At 75.6% G+C, this 17,543-nt stretch carries 7 protein-coding genes; all 7 read left to right on the top strand.

Translation table 11 applies throughout. The features are described 5' to 3' along the window. A partial coding sequence (locus RM844_RS31575) for a condensation domain-containing protein (RefSeq protein WP_311670882.1) occupies positions 1 to 1,231 on the top strand: 1,231 nt, incomplete at its 5' end. Beyond that, entirely contained in the window at positions 1,228 to 8,634 is a 7,407-nt protein-coding gene (locus RM844_RS31570) for a non-ribosomal peptide synthetase (protein ID WP_311670881.1), read from the top strand. The genes RM844_RS31575 and RM844_RS31570, both read left to right, overlap by 4 nt. Before the next feature lie 218 nt (positions 8,635 to 8,852). Continuing rightward, positions 8,853 to 11,114: a glycosyl hydrolase gene (locus RM844_RS31565; protein ID WP_311670879.1), complete on the top strand. Its 2,262-nt coding sequence runs from the start codon at positions 8,853 to 8,855 to the stop codon at positions 11,112 to 11,114. A 167-nt stretch (positions 11,115 to 11,281) separates the two neighbouring features. Continuing rightward, a complete protein-coding gene (locus RM844_RS31560; protein WP_311670878.1) occupies positions 11,282 to 11,788 on the top strand; it encodes a pyridoxamine 5'-phosphate oxidase family protein in 507 nt (168 codons plus the stop codon). 128 nt (positions 11,789 to 11,916) lie between these two features. Then, positions 11,917 to 12,462 carry a GNAT family N-acetyltransferase gene (locus tag RM844_RS31555; RefSeq protein ID WP_311670877.1) on the top strand — a complete coding sequence of 182 codons (546 nt, stop codon included), beginning with the start codon at positions 11,917 to 11,919 and terminating at the stop codon, positions 12,460 to 12,462. Positions 12,463 to 12,614: 152 nt separating this feature from the next. Then, on the top strand, positions 12,615 to 13,394 hold the full coding sequence (locus tag RM844_RS31550) for a TIGR03936 family radical SAM-associated protein (protein WP_311670883.1): 780 nt from the start codon (positions 12,615 to 12,617) through the stop codon (positions 13,392 to 13,394). A gap of 201 nt (positions 13,395 to 13,595) precedes the next feature. Beyond that, positions 13,596 to 17,489, top strand: coding sequence for an Rne/Rng family ribonuclease (locus tag RM844_RS31545; RefSeq protein ID WP_311670876.1), 3,894 nt, complete (start codon positions 13,596 to 13,598; stop codon positions 17,487 to 17,489). Positions 17,490 to 17,543 lie beyond the last annotated feature (54 nt).

Genomic DNA, 17,543 nt, shown 5'->3' with positions numbered 1-17,543 from the left:
TGTGGTGTGGGGGATGGTGTGGCTGGATCGGGGGCCTGGGGAGTCGGGGTTGTTGGTGTGGGTGGTGCATCACTTGGTGGTGGATGGGGTGTCCTGGCGGGTGTTGTTGCCGGATTTGGCGCAGGCGCATGCGGCGGTGCGGGCGGGGAAGGCCGGTGAGGGCGTTCTCGATCCGGTGGGTTCCTCGTTGCGGTGGTGGTCGAGGCGGTTGGTCGACTCGGTGGCGTCCCGGCGTGGGGAACTCGACTGGTGGGAGTCGGTCGCCAGGGCCACCGGCCCCGTGCTGGGCGGGCAGGTGACCGACCGGGGGACGTATGCGGGTGCGGGCGGGCTGTCCGTTCCGGTGCCGGTCGAGGTGACGGAGACGGTGCTGACCCGGCTGCCCGGGTTGTTCCAGGCCGGGGTGGACGAGGTGTTGCTCGCCGGGTTCGGGCTCGCCGTCCAACGCTGGTGTGCCGAGCGGGGTGTTGAGGTGCCGGAGTCCGTGGTGCTGGATCTGGAGGGCCACGGGCGCGCCGAGGAGGCTGTCGCGGGGGCTGCACTCTCCCGGACCGTGGGCTGGTTCACCTCCGTCTATCCGGTGCGGGTGGCCCCGGGCTCGGTGCCGTGGAGTGAGGTCCAAGGCGGTACGCCCGCGCTGGGCGGGGTGGTGAAGCGGGTCAAGGAGCAGCTGCGCGAGGTCCCGGGGGACGGGCTCGGCTACGGCCTGCTCCGCTACCACGACCCCGAGGGCCGCGCCCGGCTCGCCCCACTGCCCACCCCGGAGATCGCCTTCAACTACCTGGGCCGGTTCACCGTTGCTGGCGCAGCGGACGCCGGAAAGGCCGAGGCCGACGCGTCCACCGCCGCCACGTCCACCGCCGCCACGTCCACCGCCGAAAGGGGGGCCGCCCATGCTCCCGGTGCGGCCGCGGACTGGGTCACCCTCGGCGGCGGCATCGCCGGCCAGGGGCCCGATGTTCCGCTGCCGCATCTGCTGGAGCTGAATGCCACGGCGCAGGACGGCCCGGGCGGTCTGGAGTTGGTGCTGCACTGGACGTGGAGTCGCGCCGTGTTGGAGCGGTGGGAGGTTGAGGCGCTCGCTGAGTTCTATGTCGTGGCGTTGACCGGGCTCGCCGATTACGCGGACGCGCCCGCGGCGGGAGGGCTGACGCCCAGCGACGCCCCGCTGACGTCGCTGGCCCAGGACGAGATCGATCTCATTGACGCCGATTGGAGTTCTTTCGAATGAGTTCGAAGCGCACTATCGAGGAGATTCTCCCGCTGTCGCCATTGCAGGAGGGAATGCTCTTCCACAGCGTGTACGACGATTCGGCGTCGGACGTGTACCACGTGCAGGTGGCCATGGAGGTGGTGGGCGCGCTCGACGGCGGGGCGTTGCGCGCCGCGGTTGGCGGGCTGCTGCGTCGGCATGCCAACCTGCGGGCCGGGTTTCGGTACGAGGGGCTGAGCCAGGCGGTGCAGGTGGTCGCCCGCGAGGTGACCGTGCCGTGGCGGGAGGTGGACCTGCGGGAACGCGATGCCGAGGCGGCGGAGGCGGAGGCGGATCGGCTGGTGGCGGCGGACCGTTGGGCCCGGTTCGACCTGGCCCGGCCGCCGCTGCTGCGCTGCCTGCTGATCCGGCTCGCCGGCGACCGGCACCGTTTTGTGCTGACGCACCATCACATTCTCTGGGACGGCTGGTCGTTGCCGGTGGTGATGGGCGAGCTGTTGGCCCTGTACGCGCGGCGCGGGGACGCCTCCGGGCTGCCCAGGGTGCGGCCGTACCGGGACTTCCTCGGCTGGTTGGCGAAGCGGGACGGGCCGGCGGCCCGCGCGGCGTGGCGGCAGGCGCTGGACGGGGCGGAGCCCACCCTGGTGGCGCCCGAGGCGCGCGGCGCGGTGGTGCCGGAGCGGGTGACGGCGGCGCTGGGCGCCCCGGTGATGGCGGCGTTGAACGGGCGGGCGCGGGAGTGGGGGGTGACGTTGAACTCGTTGGTGCAGTCGGCGTGGTCGTTGGTGTTGTCGGGGTTGACCGGTCGGGCGGATGTGGTGTTCGGGGCGACGGTGTCGGGTCGGCCGGCGGAGTTGGCCGGGGTGGAGACCATGGTGGGTCTCTTCATCAACACGGTGCCGGTGCGGGTCCGGTTGGACCCGGCGGAGACGCTGCGCGAGCTGGCGGTGCGGCTGCACGGCGAGCAGACCAGGCTGCTCGACCACCAACACACCCGGCTGCCCGACATCCAGCGCTGGACCGGTCAGCCGGCGCTCTTCGACAGCCTCGCGGTGTTGGAGAACTACCCGCTGGACAGCGGCGAGTTGGCCGCCGAGGGGGCGCGCGCCGGGCTGGCCGACGTGGAGGTGCGGGGCATGGCGTTGACCGACGCGGCGCACTATCCGCTGGTGCTGGTGGTGACCGCGCGGGACACGTTGACGCTGCGGCTCGACTACCGGCCGGACGTGCTGGACCGGGCTGCGGCCGAGGCGGTGTCGGGGCGGCTGCGGGCGGTGCTGCGGGCGGTGGCGGCCGACGGCGGGCGGCGGGTGGCGTCCGTGGGGTCGGCGCCAGCCGAGGGGCGCGAGGTGCCGGCGGCGTGGCACGGGGCGGCGGTGCCGACGCCGGAGCTGTCGCTGGCGGAGCTGTTCGCCTCGCGGGTGGCGGAGCGGCCGGGGGACGTGGCGGTGGTCTGCGGTGACGAGCGGCTGAGCTATGCCGAACTGGACGCGCGGGCGGCCCGGTTGGCGGCCCGGCTGGTGGCGGGCGGGGTGCGGGCGGAGTCGCCGGTGCTGGTGATGTTGGAGCGCGGGGTGGACGCGGTGGTCGCGGTGCTGGCGGTGGTGCGGGCCGGCGGGTGCTATGTGCCGGTGTCGGACGCGCTGCCGGCGGACCGGCTGCGGTTCATCGCGGCGGACACCGGGGCCCGGCTGGCGGTGGCGGCCGGCCCGGGCGCGGAGCCGCTGGCGGGGCTGGGGCTGACGGTGGTCGCCCCGGGTGGTCCGGAAGCCCCAGCCGGGCCCGACGCCGGGCCCGACGCCGGTGCCGAGGCGTGGCCGGGTGGCGCGGGGCGGCTGGCCTACGTGATGTACACCTCGGGTTCGACGGGCGTCCCCAAGGGGGTGGCGGTCACCCAGCGGAACGTCCGGGAGCACGCGCTGGACCCGGCGTGGGCGGGGCCCGACTTCGCGCGGGTGCTGCTGCACTCGCCGCAGTCGTTCGACGCCTCGACGTTCGAGACCTGGGTGCCGCTGCTGCGCGGCGGGCGGATCGTGGTGGCGCCGCCGGGTGAGGTGGACGGCGCGGTGCTGCGGCGGCTGATCGAGACGGAGGGGGTGACGGCGGCCTGGCTGACGGCCGGGCTGTTCCACGCGGTGGCCGAGGAGTCGCCCGAGGCCTTCGCCGGTCTGCGGCAGCTGTGGACCGGGGGCGAGGCGGTGTCGGGGGTGGCGGTCGCCAGGGCGCGGCGGGCCTGTCCCGGGCTGCGGGTGGTCGACGGGTACGGGCCGACGGAGACGACGACGTTCGCCACCAGCTACCCGGTGCCGGCGGCGGAGGAGACGACGGGGGCGGTGCCCATCGGCCGGCCGTTGGCCAACACCGGCACGTATGTGCTGGACGGCTGGCTGCGGCCGGTCCCGGTGGGGGTGACGGGCGAGTTGTACGTCGCCGGGACGGGGTTGGCCCGCGGCTATCTGCGGCGGCCCGGGCTGACCGCGGCGCGCTATGTCGCCGACCCGTTCGGGGGCGGGTCGGGGGCGCGGATGTACCGGACCGGTGACCTGGTGCGGTGGCGGTCGGACGGCCAGCTCGAGTTCGTGGGGCGCGTCGACGACCAGGTGAAACTGCGGGGGTTCCGGATCGAGTTGGGCGAGGTCGAGGCGGCGCTGGCCGGGGTGGACGGGGTCGCGCGGGCCACCGCGCTGGTGCGGGAGGACCGGCCTGGTGACCGCCGGCTGGTGGGGTACGTGGTGCCGCGGGACGACGCGGCCGGCGTTGATCCGGCGGGTGTCACCGCCGCGCTGCGGGCGGCGTTGCCGGACTACCTGGTGCCGTCGGCGGTGCTGGTGCTGCCGTCGCTGCCCCTGACGGCCAGCGGCAAGCTGGACCGGCGGGCGCTGCCGGCGCCCGACCTGGACGCGGTGGCGGCGGCCGGGCGGGGGCCGCGCACCCCGGTGGAGGAGCTGCTGTGCGGGCTGTTCGCCGAGGCCCTCGGGCTGCGCGCGGTCTCCATCGACGCGGGCTTCTTCGACCTGGGCGGCCACTCGCTGCTGGCGACCAGGCTGGCGTCCCGTATCCGGGCGGTGCTCGGTGTGGAGCTGTCGGTCCGGGACTTCTTCGAGTCGCCGACGGTGCTGGGCATCGCCGGGCGGGTGGCCGGTCGGGGGGCCGGCCGGTCGCGCGCGGCGCTGCGGGCGGTGACACCCAGGCCGGACCGGGTGCCGCTGTCGTTCGCCCAGCAACGGCTCTGGTTCCTCAACCAGTTGGAGGGGCCGGTCCCCACCTACAACATCCCGTTCAGCATCGGCCTGACCGGCCGGCTGGACGTGGCGGCGCTGCGGGCGGCGCTGGCGGACGTGGTCGCCCGGCACGAGGCGCTGCGGACGGTCTTCGCGGAGGACGAGGCGGGCGCCCGGCAGGTGGTGCTGCCGGTGGCGGCGGCCCGCCCGGTGCTGGCGGTGGAGCGGCTCGACCCGGCTGGGTTCGCCGACCGGGCCGGCGAGGCCGCCAGGTGCGGCTTCGACCTGACCCGCGATCTGCCGCTGCGGGCCTGGCTGTTGGCCCCGGCCGATTCGGGCCAGGAGCCGGGCCCGGGCCAGGAGCCGGGCCCGGGCCGGGACGTGCACCAGGCGACGGACGCGCACCCGGGAACGGACGTGCACCCGGCGACGGACGTGCACCCGGGAACGGACGTGCACCCGGGAACGGACGCGCACCCGGCGGCGCACCCGCACCCGGGCCGGGACGTGTCCCCGCCGACGGACGCGCACCCGGCGTCGGACGCGGACGGTGACACGGTGACGGGCGAGGCGCTGCTGGTGCTGGTGCTGCATCACATCGCGGGCGACGGCTGGTCGTTGGGGCCGCTGGCCCGGGACATAGCGCGCGCCTACGCGGCCCGCGCCGCGGGCCGCGCGCCGGACTGGGCGCCGCTGCCGGTGAGTTACGCGGACTACACGCTGTGGCAGCGCCAGGTGCTGGGTAGCGAGGACGACCCGGCGAGCGCCGTCTCCGGGCAGCTCGCCTACTGGACCAGGCAACTGGCCGACCTGCCCGAGGAGTTGACGCTGCCGGCGGACCGGCCCCGGCCGGCCGTCGCGTCCTACCGGGGTGCCCAGCTGGCGGTGGCGATACCGGCCGAGCTGCACCGGGGGGTGCTGGCGCTGGCCCGGCGCGCCCGGTGCAGCGTGTTCATGGTGCTCCAGGCGGCGTGGGCGGCGCTGCTGTCCCGGCTGGGCGCCGGCGAGGACATCCCGGTCGGCTCGCCGATCGCGGGCCGCACCGACGAGGCGATGGAGGACCTGATCGGGTTCTTCGTGAACACCCTGGTGCTGCGCACCGACCTGTCGGGCGACCCGACGTTCACCGAACTGCTCGCCCGGGTACGGCGGGTGAACCTGGATGCCTACGCCCACCAGGACGTGCCCTTCGAGCGGCTGGTGGAGGCGGTCAACCCGCCCCGCTCGCTGGCCAGGCACCCGCTGTTCCAGGTGATGCTGGCCCTCGACAACACGGCGGACGGCCAGGCCGCCGGCCCGCTCTGGGAGCGGCCCGACCTGACGCTGGACGTGCGGGCCGGGTTCTCCGGCACCGCCAAGTTCGACCTGGCGCTCTTCCTCGGGGAGCGCCGCGCGGCGGACGGCACGCCCGCCGGGCTCGGCGGCCGGCTGGAGTACAGCCTGGACCTGTTCGACGAGGGCAGCGCCCGCGACCTCCGCGACCGGCTGCTGCTGGTGCTGGAGACGGTCACCGCCGACCCGGAGCGGCGGCTCGGCCGCCTCGACGTGCTGCGCCCGGCCGAGCGGCGCCGGCTGCTGGCCGACCGGAACGCGACGGGCGGCGCGCTGCCGGCTGGCGGGCTGCTGGGCGCGTTCGCCGAGCAGGCCCGGGCCACGCCCGCCGTTCCGGCCGTGGTCTGCGGCGAACGAACCCTGGACTACGCCGAGTTGGCGGCGGAGACCGACCGGCTCTCGCGGCTGCTGCGGCACCACGGGGTGGGTGCTGAGCACGTGGTGGCCCTCGCCCTGCCCTGGTCGGAGCTGCCCGCCGTGGCGCTGCTGGCCACGCTCAAGGCGGGCGGCGCCGCGCTGCCGCTGGACCTGGACCACCCGGCGGAGCGGCTGCGGCTGCTGCTGGACGACGCCCGGCCGACGGTCGTGCTGACCACCGCGGCCGAGGCGGCGCGGCTGCCGGCGACGGACATCCCGGTGCTGCGGCTGGACACGGCCGAGGTCCGCGCGGAGCTGGCCGGCCGACCGGCCGCCGAGCCGGCCCCCGCGCCGGCGTCTGACCTGGCGCCGGCGTACGTCTACTACACCTCCGGGTCCACCGGCCGGCCCAAGGGGGTGGTGATGACGCTGCGCGGCCTGTTCCGGCTGCTGGTCTGGCAGCGCGCGCTGCTGCCCGCCGCGCCCGGCACCCGGGTCGCCCAGTTCACCGCGCCCACCTTCGACGTCTCCCTCCAGGAGACGCTGGGCGCGTTCCTGACCGGCCGGACGCTGACCGTGCCGCCGGCCGGGGCGCGCACCGACCCGGCCCGGTTCGTGGCCTGGCTGGCGGCCGCCGGCGTCCACGAACTGTACGCGCCGCACCTGGTGTTGGACGCGCTGGCGACGGCCGCCGTGGAGGCGGGCGTGTCGCTGCCCGAGCTGCGCACCCTGGCGCAGGCCGGGGAGGCGCTGCGGCCGGGCCCGGCGCTGCGGGAGTTCGTCGCCGCCCGGCCGGGCCGGACGGTGCTCAACAACTACGGCCCGACCGAGACCCATGTGGCCACCTCCCACCGGCTGCCGGCCGAGCCGGCCGAGTGGCCGGCGAACGCGCCGATCGGCGGACCCACCGGGCACACCCGGGTGTACGTGCTCGACGGCACCCTGGCGCCGGTGCCGGCCGGGGTGGTCGGCGAGCTGTACGTCGCCGGGGACGGGCTGGCCCGCGGCTACCTGGGCCGGCCGGCCCTGACCGGGGCGCGGTTCGTGGCCTGCCCGTTCGGGCCGCGCGGCGCCCGCATGTACCGCACGGGCGACCTGGTGCGCTGGAACCGGCGGGGCGAGCTGGAGTTCCTCGGCCGCTCCGACGACCAGGTGAAGCTGCGCGGGCTGCGGGTCGAGCTGGGCGAGATCGAACAGACCCTGCTGGCCCACCCCGATGTGGCGCACTGTGCCGTGGTGTTGACCGGCGAGGCCGCCGGGGTGCCGCGGCTGGCTGGCTTCGTGGTGCCGGCCGGGGGCGGCGCGGTGGACCGGGACGCGCTGCGCAAGCACCTGGCCGCCACGCTGCCCGGCCACCTGGTGCCGGCGACCCTGACGCCGGTCGCCGAGCTGCCGCTGACCACCAACGGCAAGCTGGACCGGGCCGCGCTGGCCGCCCTGGAGGACGGCGCCAGCGCCGGTCCCGCCGGACCGCGCAGCGCCCACGAGGAGGTGCTGCGCGGGCTGTTCGCCGAGGTGCTGAAGGTGCCCGAAGTCGGCGTCCACGACGACTTCTTCGCGCTGGGCGGGCACTCGCTGCTGGCCACCAGGCTGCTGCACCGGGTGCGCCGGGTGTTCGGCACTGAGCTGTCCATCCGGGACGTCTTCGAACGGCCGACGGCGGCCGGCCTGGTCGAGCGGCTCGGCGCGGACAGCGGGGGCGACGCGTTCGGCGAACTGCTGCCGCTGCGCAGCCACGGCGCCCGCCGGCCGGTGTTCTGCCTGCCGCCCGCCTCCGGGCTGAGCTGGTGCTACGGCGGGCTGCTCCGACACCTGCCGGCCGACCAGCCGCTGTACGGGCTACAGGGCCGCTGGTTCGCGCGGCCGGCGGACTTCCCCGGCACCATGCGGGAGTTGGCGGCCAGCTGCCTGGCCCGCATCCGGGAGGTACAGCCGGCGGGGCCCTACCGCATCCTGGGCTGGTCCTTCGGCGGCCAGTTGGCGCACGCGGTGGCCACCCTGGCGCAAGAGGAAGGCGACGACGTCGAGTTGCTGGCCCTGGTGGACGGCTACCCCAACGACACGGGCCAACCGTCGCGCACCCGGGCCCAGTTGCTGGCCTCCACGCTGCGCGCGGCCGGCATCCAGGTCAGCGACGAGGAACTGGCCGGCGGGGACCCGGCGGAGATCTTCACCCGCTACCTGACCGAGGCGGACGGCCAGCGGGCGGCCGCCCGGGCGCTGCCCCCGGAGGAGGCCCGGCGGCGGGTCGACGTGTTCGTCAACAACCTGCTGCTGATGCGGGACTTCGTGCCGGACCGGCTCGCCGGCGACCTGCTGCTGTTCACCTCGGTGCGGGTCGCGGGCGAGCGGGCCGAGGACTTCTCCGCCGACCGCTGGCTGCCGCACGTCGAGGGCGCCATCCGCACCGTGCCCACGCCGTCGCCGCACGCCGCGATGCTGCGCGACGAGGAGACGGTGGCGCTGATCGGGCGGGCGTTGGCCGCCGCGCTCGACGAGCCGCGCGGCTAGCCGCCCGGCCGGGGGTCCGGCCGGCCGCGCCCGGACCCCCGCCCACCCGGCCCGGCCCCCCGCCCGCCGGGCCCGAAACCCCCCGTCGCCGGTTCCGGACCTGTGCCGGTTCCGGCGCGACTTATTGACACGGATTTTGCCGGTCCCTAGGTTCGACCGCGTCAAGAGAGCGCTCTCAACCGCCCGTCTCCCCCCACCGGTTGCGAGGTACGACTTCCATGCGGCCACCCACCCACCCCCGACGCCTCGTCCTGGCGCTCACCGCCACGGCCGTCGCCGTCGCCGGAGCCTCCCTGGTCCCGGGCTCAGCCAACGCCGCCGAGATCCCGGTCGGCAGCGGCAGCTACTCGGACACCAGGCCCCCCGGCGCCGTCGGCCCCTCCGACTCCGCGGGCAACCCCGTCCTGCCCCAGGTGACCGAAGCCGTCGCCGACCAGCCGGTGCCCACCAACGACTGGTGGTCGTCCCTGGTCTTCAAGCGGTACGCGGACATCCCGCACTCCCAGCCCATGTACGGCCACCCGCTCAGCTACCGCGCGGTGGCCGAGGGCCTGGAGGTCGGCTACCAGACCGAGCCCACCGTGGCCGGCGTCGCCTACCACTACCACCACGCCGCCGACCTGACGCTCGGCCTCGCCGGCCTCGACTCGCCCGACACCAAGGCCGACGGCTGGTCCGACTGGACCGTCACCCCCTACTGGGCGGACGGCGACCGGACCTTCCGCGCCACCATCGGCCACGGCAGCCCGTTCGTCTACGCCGAGGGCACCGGCGCCGGCGCCGAGATCGCCGCCGGCAACACCCCCGAGGTGTTCGCCGACGAGGGCGCCACCCTCGGCGTCACCGTCAACGGCCGCGACTACGCGCTCTTCGCGCCCAGCGGCAGCGACTGGACCGTCTCCGGCGACACCATCAGCTCCGACCTCGGCGGCCAGGACTACTACTCGGTCGCCGTGCTGCCCGACCGGTCCGCGCTCGACCTGTACGCCCAGTACGCCTACAGCTTCGTCACCGGCTCCACCGTGGACTGGACCTATGACGAGACGGCCGGCCAGGTCAGCGCCACCTACACGCTGGAGACCGAGGCACGCGAGGGCACCGAGACCGGCACCGTCCAGGCGCTCTACCCGCACCAGTGGCAGCACACCACCGACGAGCTGACCGAGCACGGCTACGTCTCGCCCCGCGGCGAGATGCGGGTCCGCGACGGCGCCGCGTTCACCACCACCCAGGACGTCACCGGCGTGCTGCCGACGCTGCCCGCCAGCGACGGGCCCGACCAGGCGCGGCTCGCCACCTTCGTCAACGAGGTGGCGGCCGACGCCGAGATCGGCTTCGGCGACACCTACTGGAGCGGCAAGGAGTTCGGCCGCCTCGCCCAGGTCGTCGGCATCGCCGACCAGATCGGCGAGACCGCCGCCAGGGACGCCCTGCTCGACGCGCTCCGGGCCGGCTTCGAGGAGTGGTTCACCGCCGGCGGCGCCGCCGAGTTCGCCTACGACGCCGAGTGGCGCACCCTCACCGGCTACCCCGCCTCCTACGGCAGCGACCAGGAGCTGAACGACCACCACTTCCACTACTCCTACTTCGTCTACGCCGCGGCCGTCGTCGCCCAGTACGACCCGGCGTGGGCCGCCGACTCGGCCTGGGGCGGCATGGTCAACGAGCTGATCGGGGACGCCGCCAACCCCGCCAGGGACGACGAGCGCTACCCGTTCCTGCGCGGCTTCGACGTGTACGCCGGCCACAGCTGGGCCGCCGGCCACCAGGGCTTCGAGGCCGGCAACAACCAGGAGTCGTCCTCCGAGTCCGTCAACCTCAGCGCCGGCCTGGTGCTGTGGGGCTCGGCCACCGGCGACACCGAGCTGCGCGACCTCGGCGTCTACCTGCTCACCACCGAGTCCGAGGCCATCCGGCAGTACTGGTTCGACGGCGACGAGCAGAACTTCCCCGCCGACTACCAGCACAACACCGTCGGCATGGTGTGGGGCAACGGCGCCGCGCACAGCACCTGGTGGACCGACAACCCGGAGGAGATCCACGGCATCAACGTCCTCCCGGTGACCGGCGGCTCGCTCCACCTGGCCCGCGACAAGGACGCCATCCTCCGCAACCTGGCCGAGCTGGTCGCGGAGAACGGCGGCCCGCCCGTGGAGTGGAAGGAGATCCTGTGGGAGTTCCAGGCCCTGGCCGACCCGGCGGCCGCCCGCGCCGCCTACGAGAGTGACGGCGGCGGCACCTACGAGCCGGAGGCCGGCGAGTCCTGGGCGCACGTCTACCACTGGCTGTACACCCTCGACGCGGTCGGCGCCCCGGACCCGACGGTGACCGCCGACAGCCCGACCGCCGCCGCCTTCTCCGACGGCACCACCACCACCTACACCGCGCACAACCACGGCGACAGCGAGCGGACCGTGACCTTCTCCGACGGCACCACGCTCACCGTCCCGCCCCAGTCGTCGGCCAGCCACACCGGCTGACCGGCAGCGTCACCCCGGGGCCCCCACCACGCCAGCCCCGGACCATCCCCCACCGCGCGCCGTCCCGTGCCCCCACCAGGGGCGCGGGGCGGCGCCGTGCCGATGAGTTCCCGCGGCCGGCCGAGTCCCACCGGAGAACCACCCGACCTCCGAAGGGACCACCCGCCATGACCGAGCCCACCGGCACCCTCCACACCGGCTTCAGCGAGCCCGGCGCCGCCGCCACCCCCTGGGCGGCCGCCGTCGCCCTGCTGGAGAGCGCCGAGATCTACTGGCTGTCCACCGTCAGGCCCGACGGGCGCCCGCACGTCACCCCGCTGCTGGCCATCTGGCGGGACGACCGCGCCTACGTCACCACCGGCGCCACCGAACGCAAGGCCCGCAACCTCGCCGAGAACCCCGCCGTCGTCCTCACCACCGGCACCAACCGACTGTCCGCCGGCCTGGACATCACCGTCGAGGGCACCGCCCGGCGGGTCACCGACCAGCCCCTGCTGGGCCGGCTGGCCACCGACTACGCCACCAAGTACGGCCAGGACTGGGCCTTCCAGCCCGGCGACGGAGTGCTGGAACACGCCGAGGGCGGCGCGGCACTGCTCTTCGAGATCACTCCGGACCGGGTCTTCGGCTTCGCCAAGGACCCGTACACGCAGACCCGCTGGGACCTCGGCTGACCTGCCCCGGATGGCCGGAAACCGTCGCTGAACGTGGCGTCGCCGGGACCGACCGTGCCGCGGCCGGCCCGCGCGGCGCCCCCCGAGGCGCTGTTGCCGTGGGTCCCACCGGCACGCAGGATGGTCCGGTGCCCACCTTGATCACACCCCGCAGCGCGCTGCGGAACACGTTTCTCGAAGCCGTCCGGGAGTTCCAGGCCGAGGGCCGCGGCGGCGCATCGGACGACACCATGCTCGGCACCCAGATCGCCCAGTGGGGGAGCCGCTGGCGCGATCCGGCCGGCTTCGACGCCTACGTCCAGGCCCTCGCCGCCGACGCCCGGATGGAGACCCAGCGCCCGGCCGGCATGGTCCCGACGACCACCCTGTGGTGGGTCGAGGGCGAGACCTGGCTGGGCCGGCTCACCATCCGGCACCGGTTAACCCCCCGGCTGATGGAGTGGGGCGGCACCATCGGCTACGACATCAGACCCACCGCACGCGACCGCGGCCACGGCCGCGCCATGCTGCGCGCCGCCCTGCCCCACGCCTGGGGCCTCGGCTTCGACCCGGTGCTGGTCACCTGCGACGCCGACAACGTGCCGTCCCGCAAGGTCATCGAGGCCAACGGCGGGGTCTTCGAGGACAAGCGCGGCGACAAGCTCCGCTACTGGATCGCCACCTCCCCGGCGTAGGGTGGGGCAGGGCCCCACCGCAACCCGCGGCGCCCCCGCGACACGGCCACCCGGCCGCGCGCCGCAGGCAGCGGGCCGCGCGGTCTCGACGACCGAGGGACTGAGGACAACTGGGCAAGCGACAGCCCGTAGGCCCGCCGCCGGCACCCGTGGTGCAGCGCGTGCGGCTGCGGTACACCAAGCGCGGCCGCCTGCGGTTCACCAGCCACCGCGACTTCCAGCGGGCCTTCGAGCGGGCGCTGCGCAGGTCAGAGGTGCCGATGGCGTACTCGGCCGGGTTCACCCCCCATCCCCGGGTCTCCTACGCCAACGCCGCGCCCACCGGCACGGCCAGCGAGGCGGAGTACCTGGAGATCGGGCTCGCCGCCCACCGGGACCCGGCCGAGCTGCGGGCCCGGCTCGACGCCTCACTGCCCACCGGGCTCGACCTGGTGGACGCGGTCGAGGCCGCCACCGGCGACTTCGCCGACCGGCTCGCCGCCTCCGAGTGGCGGCTCCGCCTCCCCGGCGTCACCCCGGCCGAGGCCGGCCGCGCGGTGGGGGCATTTCTGGCCGTTGACGAGATCGTGGTTCGACGGCAGACCAAAAAGGGTATGCGTGACTTCGATGCCAGAGCCGCGGTAGTCGCGCTGGAGATCGCCGAGGGCGGGTCCGATGGGCCCAGCTCAGCTCCCTGTGCGATACTGCGGCTGGTAGTGCGGCATCTCACCCCCGCCGTACGACCCGACGATGTCCTGTCCGGTCTCCGCGCTGTGGCCGACCTGGCGCCGCCGGTCCCCGTTGAGGTGACCAGGCTGGCGCAGGGGCCGCTCGATGAGGAGACCGGCACGGTGCTCGACCCGTTCGCGCCCGACCGCGACGCCGCCCACGCCGCTTTTGCCACGGCTGGTGGGCAGCCACCCGCGGCGGCGCCGGGAGCCACCGGACAGTGACGCCGTCGTAGCGCCGTCGAACCGTTTGGGGCCAGGGAGCCACTCGGGCCCAAGCAGTTCCGGCCGGCGCATTCGACCAGCAGACTTTCGCCGTAGCCGGGCCTGGATAGCCCGGAACCGGCGAGCGACACGACAGCTCCCGAGCGGCGCCCGCCGTGACTGGGTGGGGTGCCCGGGAGCGTGACGGGAGAACCGCCCGCAATGCACCAGCGACCTGATTCCGCGCATCCCGATGCCGCGGAGAGCACCGAGAACCACGACACCCCGAGCGACACCCTGCCGCCCCGGCGGCGCCGCCGCGCGGCCAGCCGCCCGGCCGGCCCGCCGGCCACCGCCGCGGACACCGCGGCGGCCGAGACCACGATCAGCGCGCCGAGCCACTCCGAGCCGGCGCCGTCCCAGCCCACCGAGCCGACCCCGGCCACCGCCACCGAGCCGACCCCGGCCACCGCCACCGAGCCGACCCCGGCCACCGCCACCGACGAGCCGGCGCCGCCGCGCCGTCGGCGCCGCGCGACCCGGCCCGCATCCGAGCCCCGGCCGGTCGAGCAGGCGCCGGCCGAGCCGGCCGAAGCCCGGGCCGACACCGCGACCGAGTCGCCGGCGCCGCCCGAGGTGGCCGAGCTGACCGACGTCGCCGAGACCAGCGAGCCGGCGCCGCGCCGTCGGCGCCGGGCCACCCGCCCGGCCAGCGAGCCCGACCAGCAGCCGGTGCGCCGCCGCCGTGCGACCAAGGCCGCGCAGGCCGACGCCCCGGCCGAGGACGCCGCCGCCGAGGCCACCCTGGCCGGCGAGCCGGCCCCGGCCAGCGTCACCCCCGAGGCCGAGCCGACCGCCGAGGCCGACGCGCCGGCCAGGGCCGGCCGCCGGCGGAGCACCAGGGCGGCCAAGACGGTCAAGGCCGTCAAGTCCGCTGACGACGCCGCCGCCGAGGCGACCGCGCTGGCCGCGGCCGAGCCCGCCGCCGCCGGCGGCGAGCCGGCGGCCGAGGTGACCGCCGAGCCGGCGGCCGAGGCCAAGGACGCCCCCGAGGTCGTCGAGGCCGCGCCGCGCCGGCGCCGCCGCGACGGCAAGGCCGACGCCGAGCCGGCCGCGGCCGAGCCGCGCGCCGCCCGGGAGCGGCCGGCGGCGCCCGCCGTGGTCTTCCAGGCGCCGGTCTTCCAGGCCCCGATGTTCCAGACCCCGCAGCGGGCCGCCGCCGAGGCGCCGTTCCGGTACGCCGATCTGGACCTCGACGAGGAGCTGGACGAGGACGAGGAGCTGACCGAGGAGACCGCGGCCGAGCCGGCCGAGGTCGAGCCCGAGGCCGGCGACGACGAGGCCGCCGACGACGGCGGCCGGGACCGCCCGGCCCGCCGGCGCCGCCGGGGCGGCCGGCGCCGCCGCCGGGGCGAGCTGGCCGAGCGGGCCGCGGAGGCCGCCGCCGGCGAGGCCGACGAGCGGCCAGCGGCCGAGCGGCCAGCGGCCGAGCCGGCCAAGGGCGAGCGGCCCGACGACGAGCGGCCGGCCGAGGAGCCGGCGGCCGAGCCGGAGGAGGCCGACGAGGAGTCGGCCGCCGAGGCGGAGGCCGACGAGGCCGAGCAGGGCGGCGGCTCGTCCCGCCGGCGTCGGCGGCGGCGCCGGCGCAGCGGCGACGCGGGCGAGGCGGCGGCCGGGGACGACCCGGAGCGCACCGTCGTCAAGGTGCGCGAGCCGCGCCGCAAGCGGGACGAGGGCGTGGAGGCCGCCGACGGGGTGCAGTCCATCAAGGGCTCGACCCGGCTGGAGGCCAAGAAGCAGCGCCGCCGCGAGGGGCGCGAGCAGGGCCGCCGCCGCGCGCCGATCATCACCGAGGCCGAGTTCCTGGCCCGCCGGGAGTCGGTGGAGCGGGTGATGGTCGTCCGCCAGCAGGGCGAGCGGACCCAGATCGGGGTGCTGGAGGACAACGTCCTCGTCGAGCACTTCGTCAACAAGGAGCAGTCCTCCTCCTACGTGGGCAACGTGTACCTGGGCAAGGTGCAGAACGTGCTGCCCTCGATGGAGGCCGCCTTCGTCGACATCGGCAAGGGCCGGAACGCGGTGCTCTACGCCGGCGAGGTCAACTTCGACGCGCTGGGCCTCGGCCACGGCCCGCGCCGGATCGAGACCGCGCTCAAGTCGGGCCAGCCGGTGCTGGTGCAGGTCACCAAGGACCCGATCGGGCACAAGGGCGCCCGGCTGACCAGCCAGATCTCGCTGCCCGGCCGGTACCTGGTGTACGTCCCCGAGGGCTCGATGACCGGGATCAGCCGCAAGCTGCCCGACACCGAGCGGTCCCGGCTGAAGCAGATCCTGAAGAAGATCGTCCCGGACGACGCGGGCGTCATCGTGCGCACCGCCGCCGAGGGCGCCACCGAGGAGGAGCTGACCCGGGACGTCGAGCGCCTCCAGGCGCAGTGGACGGAGATCCAGAAGAAGAGCAAGAAGGGCAACGCGCCCACCCTGCTCTACGGCGAGCCGGACATGACCGTCCGGGTGGTCAGGGACATCTTCAACGAGGACTTCTCCAAGGTCATCGTCAGTGGCGACGCGGCCTGGGAGACCATCCACGGCTATGTCTCGCACGTGGCGCCCGACCTGGCGGACCGGCTGCAGCGCTGGACCTCCGAGGTCGACGTCTTCGCCACCTACCGGATCGACGAGCAGCTGATGAAGGCGCTGGACCGGAAGGTCTGGCTGCCGAGCGGCGGCTCGCTGGTGATCGACCGGACCGAGGCGATGGTCGTCGTCGACGTCAACACCGGGCGGTTCACCGGCCAGGGCGGCAACCTGGAGGAGACGGTCACCAGGAACAACCTGGAGGCGGCCGAGGAAATCGTGCGTCAGCTGCGGCTGCGCGACCTCGGCGGGATCATCGTCATCGACTTCATCGACATGGTGCTGGAGTCCAACCGGGACCTGGTGCTGCGCCGGCTGCTGGAGTGCCTGGGCCGGGACCGGACCAAGCACCAGGTCGCCGAGGTCACCTCGCTCGGCCTGGTGCAGATGACCCGCAAGCGGGTCGGCCAGGGCCTGCTGGAGTCGTTCTCCGAGTCCTGCGTGCACTGCAACGGGCGCGGCGTGATCGTCCACATGGAACAGGCGCACCTGGTCGGCGGTGGCGGCGGCAAGAAGAGCCGGCGGCGCGGCAAGGGCGGCAACGCGCCCGAGACGGTCGAGGTGCCGGAGCCGGTGGGCGTGACCGAGGCGCCGGAGCCGGCCGGTTCCGAGCCGGTGGAGCCGCTGGTGCCGGCGGAGACCGCCGAGGTGGTCGCCGAGCCGGAGCCGGTCGAGGAGATCGAGCCGGCCGTGCCGGCGGAGACCGCCGAGCCGGCGGCCGAGCCGACCGGGGGGCGCCGCCGTCGGCGGGCCACCCGCAAGGTGAGCGCCCCGGCCGGGCCGCCCAAGGTCGCGGAGGAGGGCGTGGTCACGGTCGTGACCGCGCCGGAGCCCGAGGCCGAGGCGGCCCCGGAGCCGGCCCCCGAGCCCGAGCCGGTGGCTGTCGAGGAGCCCCGGCCGGCGCGCCGGCGGGGCAGCCGCAAGGTGACCGTGCCGGCGGGCACGCCGCGTGCCACCGCCGAGCCGGCGGTGCTGGTGGTCGCGCACGCGCCGGCCGCCGAGGCGGCGGAGCCGGCGGCGGCCGAGCCGGTCGCCGAGCAGCCGGCCGCCGAGCCGGCGCCGGTCAGGCGGCGGGTCGCCCGTCGGGCCGCCGGCGCCCCCGAGGGCGCCGAGGAGGCGGTGGTGACCGTGGTGACCGGCGAGCCGGCGAAGGCCGAGGAGCCGGAGCCGGTGGTCGCCGAGGAGCCCGAGCAGGCGGAGGAGCCCGAGGAGGCTCCCGCGCCGGCCCGGAAGACGGCCGCCCGGAAGACGGCGACCAAGACCGCCACCAAGGCCACGGCCAAGAAGACGACGGCCAAGGCCACCGCCAAGAAGAGCACCACGAAGAAGGCGGCCAAGAGCGCCCCGGCGAAGAAGTCGGCGGCGAAGAAGACCACCGCCAAGAAGACCGTCGCCAAGAAGACGGCGACCAAGAAGAGCACCGCCAAGAAGACGGCCAAGACGGCGTCCGGCGCGGCCTCGGCCCCGACCGAGGAGTGAGCGCGCGGGTCGGGCGCCCCCCCCCCCCGGGGGGGGCGCCCGCCACGGCCGCCG

The organism is Streptomyces chisholmiae (assembly GCF_031845445.1).
In the GTDB taxonomy this organism is placed as follows: domain Bacteria; phylum Actinomycetota; class Actinomycetes; order Streptomycetales; family Streptomycetaceae; genus Streptomyces; species Streptomyces chisholmiae.
The sequence above is the reverse complement of the archived record's forward strand: the minus strand, read 5'-3'. Positions and strand labels throughout refer to the sequence as shown.

Coding starts and splice junctions, on each gene's coding strand:
- RM844_RS31565 (WP_311670879.1), top strand. CDS start 8,853: ATGCGGCCACCCACCCACCCCCGACGCCTCGTCCTGGCGCTCACCGCC.
- RM844_RS31570 (WP_311670881.1), top strand. CDS start 1,228: ATGAGTTCGAAGCGCACTATCGAGGAGATTCTCCCGCTGTCGCCATTG.
- RM844_RS31545 (WP_311670876.1), top strand. CDS start 13,596: ATGCACCAGCGACCTGATTCCGCGCATCCCGATGCCGCGGAGAGCACC.
- RM844_RS31560 (WP_311670878.1), top strand. CDS start 11,282: ATGACCGAGCCCACCGGCACCCTCCACACCGGCTTCAGCGAGCCCGGC.